The following is a 13,436-nucleotide window of genomic DNA, read 5'->3' as shown; positions in this document are numbered from 1 at the left end:
ATGTTATCGATTAATGTTAAAAAACATTTATCCTCTTTTTCTTTTGAATTTAAAAAAGATTTACCAAGTCAAGGCATTACTGCCATATTGGGTGTATCTGGCTCAGGTAAATCAACATTAATTAGTCTACTTAATGGTTTAACTCGACCTGATAACGGCATAATTAACTTAAATGATATATTATTAGTCGATACAGAAAAATCATTTTTTATGCCTCCTGAAAAGCGAAAAATTGGTACCGTTTTTCAAGATGCTTTGCTTTTTCCCCATCTTAACGTGATAAAAAATCTTAAATATGGAATGACTAAACAAACAACCGTTAATATGGATGAAATTATTAATTTGTTAAATATCAATCATTTATTATATCGCTATCCAGTTAAATTATCGGGTGGTGAAAAGCAACGCGTTGCCATTGGACGCGCATTATTAAGCCAACCTTCTCTTCTATTAATGGATGAACCCCTATCGGCATTAGATATGCCTCGCAAAAAAGAATTATTAACTTATATTCATCTTTTAGCTGAACAATTAAAAATTCCAATATTATATGTTACGCATAATCTTAATGAAGTTAAACGCATTGCAGATAACGTTGTGGTTTTAGAACAAGGACATATTCGCGATTATGGCGAGACTGAATCTATTTTACAAAGGGACTATTTGCAAGATTGGTTTTAAAGTTAATGATCCCTATAAAGTTATACATTAAAAGGGTGGTTTTGTAATATAAAATGATCGCTGTTAGCTTCTTGTTTAATAAACCAAATTTCTTTATGCCACGCACCTAGCACAATACGTTTTTTAGGTTGATCATTAACCATAAAAGTATAACTAGCGGGTTTATGGGTATGTCCATGAATAATAATATCAGCATTATTTTCGTTGAGCATTTTAACAAGAGCTTCTTGATTGACATCCATGATCAATTCATTTTTGTGCTGATTATATTCACCACTTTTTTGACGTAATTTGCGGGCTATATGTTGTCTTATCCATTTTGGTAAAGCCAAAAAAATCTTTTGTAAGATTTTATTATGCATAATTTTACGAAATTTTTGATAGGATTTATCGTCAGTGCAAAGTAGATCACCATGTAATAATAAAATGGTTTGCTTATCATCATAGAGGCAGAAAGTATCGGGTAATAATGTCATATCGCACATTTTTGCATATTTTTGATCTAATAGAAAATCGCGATTACCAACAATATTATATTTTTTAATTTGCCGCTTAGATAACTTATATAAAGCGTTTGCAATAAGTTGCGAAATATCCGTATTGATATCATTGCCTATCCAATAGTCAAAAAGATCACCTAAAATATAAAGTTCGCATCCGTCCGGTAAAGAATCCAAAAAAGATAAAAAGCCTGCTAATATAACAGGCTCATTATCTGTTAAATGAATATCTGCGATAATATATCGAGAAGGATTATTCAATCGTGACACTCTTAACAATGACATCTTCAACTGGTACATCAGAATGCATACCATTTCGACCGGTTTTGACTGATTTAATTTTATCAACCACGTCCATGCCATCGACAACTTCAGCAAATACACAATATCCATAGCCGTTAACGTCAGAAGAGCGATAATCTAAATAATCATTATCAACAACATTAATAAAGAATTGCGCAGTAGCTGAATGGGGATCCGAGGTTCTTGCCATTGAAAGCGTTCCTCTTTTATTTTTTAAACCATTATCTGCTTCATTCTGAATCGGTAACTTAGTCTTTTTTTGTTTCATGCCAACTTCAAATCCACCACCTTGAAGGACAAAACCATCAATAACGCGATGAAATATCGTATTATTGTAAAAACCTTCTTGGCAATAATCGACAAAATTTTTAACAGTTATTGGGGCCTTATCATCAAATGTATTGATTTTGATATCCCCATAATTAGTATGAAATACAATCATTTTTGATTCCTTTTTTTTCATAGGCGAAATTAAAACTAACCTCAATCAACTATAATGTAACGCAATTATATCATAATCATTAAGTTATTTAGAGAATGATTTATTTTTATTATCTATTTAATTAATGTTTTTGCTTATGGAAAAACAACAATTAAACACATTTCAAATAAATATCAAATAAAACAATGAACTAAAAAATACAAAAATCAGATTAACTTTCTTATTCATCTAATAATTCGCAAGCGGTCAAAGTATTACTCATTAAGGTCGCAACCGTCATTGGACCGACACCACCCGGAACAGGCGTTATCCAACTCGCTTTATTAATCGCTTCATCATACTCAACATCACCTACTAATTTTCCATTTGGCAATCGATTAATACCGACGTCAATGACTATAGCATCTTGTTTAATCCAACTTCCTTTTACAAAATTAGGGATCCCAACAGCGGCAATAATAATATCTGCTTGAGCGATATGTTTTTCAATATTTCGCGTTCGGCTATGAGTGATAGTCGGTGTAACGCCTAATAATAATAGTTCAAGAGCCATTGGGCGCCCGACGATATTAGAGGCGCCAACTATTGTCGCATTTAAACCCGCAAGACTCACCTCAGTTGATTGTAATAATTTTACAATGCCATAAGGCGTGCAAGGTCGTAACACAGGTTCACGTTGAGCTAATCTACCAAGGTTATAAGGATGGAATCCATCGACATCTTTTTGTGGGTTAATTCGTTCCAGTACTTTAGTTTTATCAATATAATCAGGTAATGGCAATTGCACTAATATGCCATGAACGTCAGTACGTTGATTAAGCTCATCAATCAAGACTAAAAGCTCATTCGTTGTGCTCGTAGGTAGATGATAAGCAAATGAATTAAAACCAATATCTTCACAAGCTTTCTGTTTATTTTTAACATAAATTTTAGAAGCCGCATCATCCCCAACTAAAACGACAGCAAGACCAGGAACAGATAAACCTTGCGTTTTTCTTTCTATGATTTTTTGTTTAACCTCATTGCAGATATTTTTAGCAATTAATTTGCCATCTATAATACGAGACGCCATAAACCTTATCCAGATTAAAATCGAAAGGACGTATTGTCGCAAAAGTTAGCATGAATGTCTATGTCGGTATGACATTGCAAACTCGGTAAAGATATCTATATCACATTCCATTTTACTGCAGCTTTTCATGGCGTTGATTATTAACTTATTGTGCTAATAGTACAATTTGATTACACTATTTTTAATTCATTAGATTGCCACAAAAAATGATAAAATACGTATTGAGTTATCAAATAAAATTTAAATAAAACTGAAAATAATCACTCTAGATAAGTGTTGTAAATTAATTAAACTTTTTTAAAATAAGTTATAAATAGTAAGAAGAATCAATTCTCTCTTACATAGAGAATTGAACCTTAATATAGGATTAATTCAACATGAAAAAATCAATTTTATTTACTTATCTAACTGTTATAACGATATTTTTCGGTTATATTCATTCAACACAAGCCGATCAAAATGATAATTTAATTCATCCTGATAAGCCTAAAAGCCTTTGGGCAAACATTGAAAATGATTTCATTACGACATGGGAATCAGCGACTTATGATCTTTATATCCCTATTAATACTTGGCATAATCGAGCAAGATATGATAAGGATAAGATTGATCACTATAACGAAAAACCCTGGGGGATCGGTTATGGAGTATCACGTTTTGACGATGATGGCGATTGGCATGCCTTATACATAATGGAATTTCAAGATTCACATAATATTATTGAACCCTTTACAGGTTATGCTTATCAAAAATATTGGCGATTTGGGCAAGAAGGTAAATGGCGAATAGGAATAGGTTATACCTTAGGACTTACCGCACGTCATGATTATAATTGGATCCCTTTCCCTGCTCCATTACCTTTATTATCATTCGAATATGATCGCTTCTCAATACAAAATACCTATGTACCCGGAGTAAAACATAATACAGGTAATATTTTATTTACATGGATTAGATGGAAAATGTAAACTATATTTTTGTAAAAGATCATTTAAAATTAATAAGTTATTTTTTATATTATATTTACTATACTGAAAATAGACAAAATCTATTAAATTAATCTTTAATTAACAGTTTTTTTTATTAAACTAAAGTATAGTAGCTTCATGAAATGATAAATATTTTTGTTTGTTTTAGACCATTTAATGAATAAAATAAAATCTTGTATAAAAAATATGATTTTATTTATAAGTTCATTAACGTATTATAAAAAACAAACAGTTGACCGGAAATTAACAAAAGAGGTGATAAATGTACGTTGTAATTTTTGGACGCCCTGGTTGTCCATATTGTATGCGAGCTAAAGAACTTGCTGAGAAACTTTCTGAAGAACGTGAGGATTTTTCTTATCGATATGTTGATATTCATGCCGAAGGTATAACCAAAGAAGATCTTTCGAAAAGTGTCGGGAAACCCGTCGAAACTGTGCCACAAATTTTTATTGATGAAAAACCAATTGGCGGTTGCACAGATTTTGAAGCTTATGCTAAAGAACATTTAGGGTTATTTAAAGACGAGTAATTTAAATAAAAATATTTTTAATAATTTTTATTTAAATGATGAAATAATTCTATCAATAAAATCGAAAACAGGGTTTAACCCTGTTTTTCTTTGTTGTTTGTTTATTAAAATATTACTGATTAAGAATAAATTACTGATAATCCCTGCAATAAATTTATCGTCCAGGTAATTTTTTCCAAGTAACTTCATTACGTAAATAAGTGGGCTCGACTTCTTCCACCTTAATCGTTAATTTCTTTTGCCACTTTTGCTCAGCGATAACAATAAGATCTTGAGCATCAGGTAATAAGATATCGCTGGTTTTAATCCCATCTAACATAGTCGGATAAGTTTGCCACCCTGTTCCAGCCGAATATGTATTTTCGTCGATTTTTTTAACTTTTGTCGATACAAGTTCAGGCGCAATAACACATTCCGGAGTTAATAATTGCCATTCATTATTTTTTAATTGATATTGTCCTAAATACACTTCATTCATACGTGCATCAATAGCCGCGATAACATGATTTGCCTTAACGGTTCGATAAGCGCCTTGGGCTAAGGTCATTAATGTTGATACACCTATCATTGGTCTATCTATACCAAATGCTAATCCTTGTGCAACCCCAATACCAATTCTAACTCCCGTAAAACTACCGGGACCTTGACCAAAAGCAATAGCATCAAGTTCGGATAATTTACAATTTACCTGTTTTAATATTCCATCGATCATCGGTAATATTTGTTTAGTATGATCACGAGATGATAATATAAAATCATGATAAATTTTACCTTGATAAAGTAAAGCTACAGAACATGCTTCTGTGGATGTATCAATGGCTAAAAGTGTATTCATTTTCTTTCCAATTATTTAATTCAAAAATTCTAATTTGCCTGAATATTGACTAAGAAATCAATAACCTTATTAATATCACGCGTTCTGGGTGATGGGGGTAAACTTGTTAAAAAAGTTTCACCATAAGGTTTCATTACTAAGCGATTATCACAAATAATAATCGCACCTTTATCTTGGTGATGTCGGATTAGGCGCCCAACACCTTGTTTTAAGGTTATAACTGCTTCAGGCAATTGCACGTCCCTAAATGCATCACCACCTTGTAATTGACAATCTTCCATGCGAGCTTTCATTAATGGATCATCTGGAGAGCTAAAGGGCAATTTATCAATGATAACACAAGATAATGTATCTCCCCTCACATCGATCCCTTCCCAAAAGCTGCTTGTCGCAATTAATATAGCGTTGCCATAATCAATAAATTGTTCAAGTAATTTTACCTTGCTCGTTTCACCTTGAACTAATATCGGTAATTGAGTTATTTCTTTAAACTGTTTTGCTAATGCATTCATCATGGCATATGAAGTACATAAAAAAAAGCAACGCCCGTGGTTTGCTTCAATGACAGGTAATAAAATACTTACTAATTTTTCGGCATTACCTTTTTCATTCGGTGACGGTATATAACGAGGAACACAAAGTAACGTTTGGTGCTCATAATCAAAAGGACTATCAAGTATTAAAAAATCCGTATCAATTAATCCTAAACGTTTAGTAAAATAATCTAGTTGATTATTTACTGATAACGTAGCTGAGGTAAAAATCCAACTTCCCCCGTTTTCACTCATTAAAATTGCAAATTTTTCTGCAACAGATAAAGGGGTAATCGCTAATACAAAATAATGTTGATTACTTTCATACCAATAACTAAAACCACGTTTTTGGAAGTCGCATAATCGCTTTAATAAATCGTGATAAACGTTAATCCTTTCTAAACAATTATCTAATACTGCCGACCGCCCCGCCGCTAATTCTAAAACTTCTTGACAAAAAATTAATGCATCAAAAAGATATCCTATTGTTTGACATATTGTTGTTTGATTTAATAAAAAACGTAAATTACCTTTTGACATTTGTTGACTTAATACGAGGCGTAAATCTTGAATACTTTTATGTAATTTATCGGAACATAATTGTAATTGCGACATATCGCGAATTTCAGTTCGATAACATAGATTAATCTCTTTAGCGATATCAAATAATTGCTTGCTCGTTAACTGCTCACCAAAATATTGGCATGCCAAATCAGGTATTTGATGTGCTTCATCAAATATCATTACTTCGGTTTTAGGAAGAAGTTCCCCAAAGCCGGTTTTTTTGACAATCACATCCGCTAAAAATAAATGATGATTAACAACCACAATATCTGCATTTAAGGCTTTTCGACGGGCTTTTACAACATAACAATCATCATAATGTTCACATTCACTGCCTAGACAATTATCATTAGTACTTGTTAATAATGACCATATTGCATTATCTTCGGTAACTTTACTACATTTACTAATATCTCCATCCCGCGTTTTAATAGACCACTGTTTAATACGTGCTAAATCGGCTCTTATTGTTTTATCAAGATCGCCCACCGCCGCATATTGATAATTAAATTTCTCAATACACAAATAATTGCTACGACCCTTTAATAAAGCAATTTTACCCGTATAATTTAATGCTTTTCTAATAATCGGTAAATCTTTGCTAACTAATTGCTCCTGTAAATTTTTTGAGCCTGTTGAAATCATAACTTTTTTATTTGCTAGCAGCGCTGGAACTAAATAAGCAAAAGTCTTTCCTGTCCCTGTTCCAGCTTCCACAACTAATGACCGCTGTTGTTTTATGGCATCAAACACTTTATTTGCCATTTTTTTCTGTGGCTCACGTGCGACAAATCCAGTAATAGATTTAGCAAGCAAACCATCTTTTGAAAATTCAGTTAGCACTTAACGGGTACCTAATTAATAAATATGATTTTTAATTTATAAATTTTGTCTGTAAATAAATAAAATAGTGTTTTAACCCAGATAAATACTTGTTTTGTTTGAACATTAATCGTGAATATGCACGAATAGAAGATGTTTTCTTCTTATTATATAAAGGTAATATATGACCTTTCCAAGGAGATTGTTCTAAATAAGAATCAAATAATCTTGTACGATAGGGTTGATGCCAAGGTTTATTTTTCGTCACATAATGAATTAATACAGTATCATTCCTTACTTGCGAATCTTCATTACCATTTATCGATAAACCTAATAAATTATTAAATTTTCTTTCAAATAATACTTTTTTCGTTCCTATTATAATATTTAATACATCTTGATCTGGATAGTTATATTTTTCACCGCTATTTAGTAAGCTTAATGCTTTTTGGCTAATATCTTGCTCCATCCATTTAGATACATTAATTAACATCACGCCTGAATTAAAATAAGTTCCATATTTAATTTTATACTTATCACATTGTGATTCTTGCACACTTGTTACATCAGCCATGGCTGCTACAATAGCCTCATCTAAACAAATATCAAATAACGAACTTAAGTTATTAAGACAAAGCGTATCACTATCGATATAAAGTAATCGTTGCGTTATATTATCAAGAATTAATGGCGCAATTATCCGAGCACAAGCAGCTAAAGGAAAGACGGAGGTGTTTTTTTGATTAATGCTAAAATTAGCATTGATCACATATTCTGTTATAGAAACATTTTCGCTTTTTATTTTTACTAATTTATTTCTATTTTCTTCAGATATATTGATAGTAAATAAATGAAAATGAAGAGAAAGATTAGGATTATTTTGTATAACTGAAATAATATTAACACCTGCGGGTAACGCATAGTTATCATCAAAACATAAAACAATATTCAATACTTGTTCAGTCTCTCGAAAATTTACTTCCGAAAGTTCATTTTTTTGCTTGATATATTGAATTATCTCCATAATTATTTCCCTTTATTTTTAAAAAATTTGTGTTTTAAATAAATTGCATAATATTTTAAAGCACTGAAATAACGATGTTGATTCATTAATAATTTAGCATATTGCCGAGTTGTCGAAGGTGCATTTTCATTTGCTAATGTTAATTTTTGATTTGCCCATGGTGATGATGAAAAATACGTTTTATATAAATTGGTTAAATATAACTTATACCAAGGTTTATTACCGGTAACATAATGAATGATGACTGTATCTTTTTTTAAATCAGCATCTTGATTACTTGATACTGTAAGAGCAACCATTTTATCAAATCTATCAGGTATTAAAATCGTTTTCCCTTTACATAAAATATTAAGAACATCTTGATCGGCAAATTTAAATATTTTACCGCTATTTATCATGTCAAAAGCCTTTTCGGTAAGGTTATTTTCAACCCAAGTATCAGTATTAATATACATCATACCAGCATTAAAATATTCACCATAAGGAATATCACAAGCAACACTTTGTTTAATTTGTGTTTTTTCAAGATCGGCTACAACAGCTGCATATTTATTTGTTAAATCAATATTAATTAATTCGTTTAGATTATTAATACAAAGCACATCGCAATCTAGATATAAAATACGAGAAGTTAAATCATGTAATAATTCGGGTACTAAAAAACGTAAACATGTCGATGCAGAAACATGTAATACAAGTGTATTAGGATTAATTGAAAAATCATCACTAATTTCATAGTAATAAATAGTGACATTTTTATTATTAAGTTCATGAAATTTTAAAATTTTGTTTTTTTCAACTTTATTCATAAATAAATGAAAAACTAAATTTTTATCTTGATTATTTTTTATCACCGATGTCATTGCAATCCCTGCCGGCATTGCATAATTATTATCAAAACAAAATGCGATATGTAAAACAGTTTCAGTATCGATATTGTTTTGAAATAATAACGTTTTTTCACGAATTAAAAGATCAGTTTTTACCATAATGATTTATTGGTAGAATTTAGGTTTAGGCATTATAGTATAAGTTAGGTAGTTAAAGAAGGACTTTAAACAAAGATTATATTGACAAATCGCCGTTCTTAGGTATAAATAAACACAGGTAATCGTAGGATTTTTATTTTGACTGATAATAATATTCATATTGCTTATTGTACAGATACTAATTATCTAGAATATGTAAGCACATCAATTCAATCAATAATCATGAATAACTTGAATAATGATATTCAATTTCATGTCTTTTTATATGATGTAAGTCTGGAAGATGAAAAAAAATTACAATCTTTAAGCCCAAATATTAAAACTTATGTGATCCCTGATTCTGAATTAAGTCAGTATGAAAATAAAACGAACAATAAAATTAAACACATCAATCGTTCAATGTTTATACGATTATTAGTTCCCAGATTATTAAATAATATTATTGATAAATTTATTTATCTCGATGCTGATACCTTATGTTTTCATGATATATCCTCTATTACAAATATAAATATAGAAGAATTCGTTTGTGCTGCCACTCCTGATTCATTAAATAATGATAATATGGCTAAAAATATCCAAAGGTTAGATTTAGATAAAAATATTTATTTTAACTCTGGTTTTTTATATATAAATATAAAAAATTGGCTAAACTTTGATACAGAACATAAAGTTAATCAAATTTTATTAGCTAATAAATATCCGCTGATTTATCCCGATCAAGATGCATTAAATATCGTATTACAAGATAAAGTAAAATATATCGATCCCAAATGGAATTATTTGTTTACTTGGATGAATGATGCTCAAAAAGAGTGTTTTTTTAATAATAAACAACAATTACCTTATATCATTCATTTTACGGGTGCAAGAAAGATATGGTATAAAGAACATAGTGGTTTAGCTCAAAATATTTATTGTTTTTATAAACATTTTACACCGTGGGCAGATATACCTCTTAAAAGTTACCAGTCTAGAATGCGCGCTAATGATTATCGAATTTATTCGAAAAAATATTTTAAGAATAAACAATTTTTCAAGGGATTTAAATATTATTTAAATTATTTACAACATAAATTCATAAAATGATCACTTAACGAATGAGAGAATTTTATTTAAAATTTATTCTTATTTAATAAGTTAGTTCTCTTTTTATTGTATAATCCAACTCCTTTTTTATGGTATTAATGAGTACATTTGTATCTAAATTGGCAACTTCATCACCCAGACTTGTACCTAAATTCTCTGAGGTAAATAATTGCGTACAATTATCATAATTAGGTCCCCAAACAAAATTATTAATGAATTTACCATCAATTATTCTGTTATTATAAATGGCAATCATTCGTTTATTATAAACTCTAGAAATATGCACGATAGACGTATCAACTGTAACAACCAAATTAGCTTTTTTAATCAATGCTATAGAAGCAGAAAAAGAAGGCAACGGATTAATAAAGACATTTTTAAAACTTTTTATATGTAGAATTTTTTCTTTTTCACCAATTAGAATAGTACAATAATTAGGTAATTGAGATAAATAATATAAGGTCTTTTCTATTTGAATATCTGATAGACTTCTCGTTTTATTTGAACCATGAGGATTAAAAATAATAATTTGTCTATTATAAACTTTAGAAGTCATAAATCTATCGACAGATTCACGGATTTGTTTTGGAATATTAATGTAATAATGGATAAAATCTGTTTTAATTTGTAATAGTTGCAAAATTTTATTGATTCGATTTGTTATATGAGATTTATATTCTTGATATTTTATTGATGTATCATATATTTTATAATCATCTTGATTAAATCCAATGACATGTAATGGTTTAAGAAGATTGATTATTTTAGCACGCCTATAACTATTATTACTTTTATCAGCTATATCAATAATTAAATCGGGATGATTCATAACATGTTTTAAAAAATGACTTGTTTTTTTTGTTTTGTCATAATTAATAATACTATCAACACATATAGAATCGTTGAAGATAAAAGCAATCCTTTTCTCAACTATTACCGAAACATGTAATCCTTTATTTCTAAGAGCATTAATAAGATAAGAAGTGATTATAGCATCGCCGATTCCTTGATCTACCATTAAAATAGCAATTGATTTGTATTTATTTAATTCCAATGGAGTTTGATATTTTTTTTTATTATTTAAAATGAACAATCCAATTTTACGTTTAGTAGACTTAATAATTAAATTTCTTTTTCGATTTATTAATTTTATAGCACTATAAAAATTGTATAACATGTATAATAAACATCCAATATAAATAAATTAAAAACCCTTAATTATTAAATAAAAAGATAAATAAGATAAAAATCAAACAATAGTTATTTATAATAAAAATTTATATATGATTTTAAATACTTATAATATTAATCAAATTTACTTAAATGTAAATGATAATAAGCACCTTTTTTATTCATTAATTGTTTATGCGTCCCTTGTTCCAATATTTTCCCCTCTTCGATAAATAAAATAGTATCCGCATTCTCGATAGTTGATAATCGATGTGCAATAACAATCGAGGTTCTTCCTTTTTGTAATTCAGTTAACGCTTTTTGAATAATATGTTCTGATTCAGTATCTAATGCTGAAGTCGCTTCATCTAATATAAGAATCGGATTATTTTGTAAAAGTGCTCTGGCAATAGCTATCCTTTGTCGTTGTCCTCCAGAGAGTAATATGCCATTCTCACCAATTTTAGTATCAAAACCTTCATCAAGTTTCATGATAAAATCATAGGCATAAGCTTTTTTAGCAGCATCTTCAATTTGTTCACGGCTATACTGCTCTAACTTTCCATAGGCAATATTATTAAGAATTGTGTCATCAAATAGATGTACATTTTGCGATACAAGACCTATTTGTTCTCTTAAACAATGCAAAGTAAAGTCCTTAATATTATGGTCATCTATAAAAATTTCGCCTTTTTCAATATCATAGAATCGAGGGATTAGATTCGCAATTGTCGATTTACCTGAACCAGAACGTCCAACTAAAGCAATCGATTTACCAGCTGGAACAGAAAAAGTTATATCGTTAATAGCGGGTGTTTGTTGTGTTTCGTAAGTAAAGGTAACATGTTTAAATTCAATGTTCCCTTTTACATTTGTAATAGTTAGACTTCCAGTATCTTTCTCTATTGGTAATGATAAAATGGAAAATAATGTCTGACAGGCTGCCATCCCTTTTTGGAAATTCGCATTAACACTTGTTAAACTTTTTATAGGCTGCATTAAGGCGACTAGTGATGAAAAAACAACTGTAAATTCACCTGGAGTAATATTTAAACTCGGATTACTTGCAGTCAAAAGAACAAATGCAATAGCAAAGGAAATAACAAGTTGTACAATTGGAGTAGATAATGACGAAATAGAAACCAAACGCATCGTATCACGCCTAAATTTGTTACTCGTTTTGATAAACCCGTTTGACTCTTCTTCTTGAGCTCCAAATACAATAATTTCTCGGTGACCTTCTAACATTTGTTCAACTGACATTGTGACATTACCCATTGAATTTTGCATGTTTTTGGCCAGTTTTCTAAATTTAATTGAAATAAAAGTTATTAGTGCTATGACTATGGGGGTAATAATAACAAGTGATAAAGATAACTGCCAACTACTCATAAACATGGTATAAAAAAGACCAATAATAAAGGCAGTTTCTCGAATAATCGTGATAAGAGCGTCCGATGAAGAGGATGCAACCTGTTCGGTATCATAAGTAACACGAGACATGAGTCTTCCTTTTGAATTGTGATCAAAATAGGAAGTAGGAGAATCAACAAAATGATTAAATATTTGCTGTCTAAATTTCATCACAATCTTGCCCGAGATCAGAGCTAAAAATACGGAATAACCATAGTTGGCAATACTTCGAAGTAAGACTAAACCGAAAATATAAATCGGAGCCATCATTAAAAAATCATGATCATTCATTGAAAAACCGCGATCTAATAATGGTTTTAATATAGCTATTAAGGATGTATCCGCAAAAGCACTTAAGATTAAAAGAATGATAGAAATAAAAAGAATTAATTTATTTTGTGAAATATATGGCCAAAGCTTTTTAAACGTATGCCAGGTTGAAAAATCACGATCAATATTATGATCATTCATATTGTTC

General features: G+C 29.9%; 13 protein-coding genes. 4 read left to right on the top strand and 9 right to left on the bottom strand.

The window, feature by feature from the left end; genetic code table 11:
- A complete protein-coding gene (gene modC / locus ACSYSW_RS04715; RefSeq protein ID WP_491704455.1) occupies positions 1 to 681 on the top strand; it encodes a molybdenum ABC transporter ATP-binding protein in 681 nt (226 codons plus the stop codon).
- Between the two features lie 20 nt (positions 682 to 701).
- On the opposite strand, the gene ACSYSW_RS04710 is transcribed toward modC, so the two are convergent.
- The 3 genes from ACSYSW_RS04710 to folD form a co-directional block, all read right to left on the bottom strand.
- Complete coding sequence (locus ACSYSW_RS04710; protein ID WP_491704456.1) at positions 702 to 1,442, bottom strand: UDP-2,3-diacylglucosamine diphosphatase; 741 nt, start codon at positions 1,440 to 1,442, stop codon at positions 702 to 704.
- Positions 1,435 to 1,926 (bottom strand): peptidylprolyl isomerase B, encoded by a 492-nt coding sequence (gene ppiB / locus ACSYSW_RS04705; protein WP_491704457.1) that lies wholly within the window; start codon positions 1,924 to 1,926, stop codon positions 1,435 to 1,437. The genes ACSYSW_RS04710 and ppiB overlap by 8 nt, the downstream gene beginning before the upstream one ends.
- A 220-nt stretch (positions 1,927 to 2,146) precedes the next feature.
- Positions 2,147 to 2,998, bottom strand: a complete 852-nt coding sequence (folD, locus tag ACSYSW_RS04700) for a bifunctional methylenetetrahydrofolate dehydrogenase/methenyltetrahydrofolate cyclohydrolase FolD (RefSeq protein WP_491704458.1) — start codon at positions 2,996 to 2,998, stop codon at positions 2,147 to 2,149.
- A gap of 377 nt (positions 2,999 to 3,375) precedes the next feature.
- Here folD and pagP point away from each other — a divergent pair, with 377 nt between their 5' ends.
- Positions 3,376 to 3,966, top strand: coding sequence for a lipid IV(A) palmitoyltransferase PagP (gene pagP, locus ACSYSW_RS04695; protein ID WP_491704459.1), 591 nt, complete (start codon positions 3,376 to 3,378; stop codon positions 3,964 to 3,966).
- Positions 3,967 to 4,249: 283 nt separating this feature from the next.
- Entirely contained in the window at positions 4,250 to 4,519 is a 270-nt protein-coding gene (locus ACSYSW_RS04690; protein WP_491704460.1) for a GrxA family glutaredoxin, read from the top strand.
- 154 nt (positions 4,520 to 4,673) lie between these two features.
- Here the strand turns inward: ACSYSW_RS04690 and tsaB are convergent, their stop codons facing one another.
- Genes tsaB through ACSYSW_RS04670 form a run of 4 tightly spaced genes read right to left on the bottom strand, consistent with a single transcriptional unit; the run spans position 4,674 to position 9,286 of the window.
- A complete protein-coding gene (gene tsaB, locus ACSYSW_RS04685; RefSeq protein ID WP_491704461.1) occupies positions 4,674 to 5,354 on the bottom strand; it encodes a tRNA (adenosine(37)-N6)-threonylcarbamoyltransferase complex dimerization subunit type 1 TsaB in 681 nt (226 codons plus the stop codon).
- Positions 5,355 to 5,383: 29 nt separating this feature from the next.
- A complete protein-coding gene (gene yoaA / locus ACSYSW_RS04680) occupies positions 5,384 to 7,294 on the bottom strand; it encodes a DNA repair helicase YoaA (RefSeq protein WP_491704462.1) in 1,911 nt (636 codons plus the stop codon).
- A 31-nt stretch (positions 7,295 to 7,325) separates the two neighbouring features.
- Positions 7,326 to 8,297: a glycosyltransferase family 8 protein gene (locus ACSYSW_RS04675; RefSeq protein WP_491704463.1), complete on the bottom strand. Its 972-nt coding sequence runs from the start codon at positions 8,295 to 8,297 to the stop codon at positions 7,326 to 7,328.
- 2 nt (positions 8,298 to 8,299) lie between these two features.
- Positions 8,300 to 9,286: a glycosyltransferase family 8 protein gene (locus ACSYSW_RS04670; protein WP_491704464.1), complete on the bottom strand. Its 987-nt coding sequence runs from the start codon at positions 9,284 to 9,286 to the stop codon at positions 8,300 to 8,302.
- Between the two features lie 138 nt (positions 9,287 to 9,424).
- On the opposite strand from ACSYSW_RS04670, the gene ACSYSW_RS04665 reads away from it, so the two are divergent.
- Positions 9,425 to 10,375, top strand: a complete 951-nt coding sequence (locus ACSYSW_RS04665; protein WP_491704465.1) for a glycosyltransferase family 8 protein — start codon at positions 9,425 to 9,427, stop codon at positions 10,373 to 10,375.
- A 43-nt stretch (positions 10,376 to 10,418) separates the two neighbouring features.
- On the opposite strand, the gene ACSYSW_RS04660 is transcribed toward ACSYSW_RS04665, so the two are convergent.
- Both ACSYSW_RS04660 and msbA read right to left on the bottom strand, forming a co-directional pair.
- Complete coding sequence (locus tag ACSYSW_RS04660) at positions 10,419 to 11,552, bottom strand: glycosyltransferase family 9 protein (RefSeq protein ID WP_491704466.1); 1,134 nt, start codon at positions 11,550 to 11,552, stop codon at positions 10,419 to 10,421.
- Positions 11,553 to 11,680: 128 nt separating this feature from the next.
- Entirely contained in the window at positions 11,681 to 13,429 is a 1,749-nt protein-coding gene (gene msbA, locus ACSYSW_RS04655; RefSeq protein ID WP_491706091.1) for a lipid A export permease/ATP-binding protein MsbA, read from the bottom strand.
- Positions 13,430 to 13,436: the final 7 nt, after the last annotated feature.

It is taken from the genome of Gilliamella sp. ESL1225 (genome assembly GCF_058502635.1).
The sequence above is the reverse complement of the archived record's forward strand: the minus strand, read 5'-3'. Positions and strand labels throughout refer to the sequence as shown.

Coding starts and splice junctions, on each gene's coding strand:
- ACSYSW_RS04670 (WP_491704464.1), bottom strand. CDS start 9,286: ATGGTAAAAACTGATCTTTTAATTCGTGAAAAAACGTTATTATTTCAA.
- ppiB (WP_491704457.1), bottom strand. CDS start 1,926: ATGATTGTATTTCATACTAATTATGGGGATATCAAAATCAATACATTT.
- ACSYSW_RS04660 (WP_491704466.1), bottom strand. CDS start 11,552: ATGTTATACAATTTTTATAGTGCTATAAAATTAATAAATCGAAAAAGA.
- ACSYSW_RS04690 (WP_491704460.1), top strand. CDS start 4,250: ATGTACGTTGTAATTTTTGGACGCCCTGGTTGTCCATATTGTATGCGA.
- pagP (WP_491704459.1), top strand. CDS start 3,376: ATGAAAAAATCAATTTTATTTACTTATCTAACTGTTATAACGATATTT.
- ACSYSW_RS04675 (WP_491704463.1), bottom strand. CDS start 8,297: ATGGAGATAATTCAATATATCAAGCAAAAAAATGAACTTTCGGAAGTA.
- folD (WP_491704458.1), bottom strand. CDS start 2,998: ATGGCGTCTCGTATTATAGATGGCAAATTAATTGCTAAAAATATCTGC.
- modC (WP_491704455.1), top strand. CDS start 1: ATGTTATCGATTAATGTTAAAAAACATTTATCCTCTTTTTCTTTTGAA.
- tsaB (WP_491704461.1), bottom strand. CDS start 5,354: ATGAATACACTTTTAGCCATTGATACATCCACAGAAGCATGTTCTGTA.
- msbA (WP_491706091.1), bottom strand. CDS start 13,429: ATGAATGATCATAATATTGATCGTGATTTTTCAACCTGGCATACGTTT.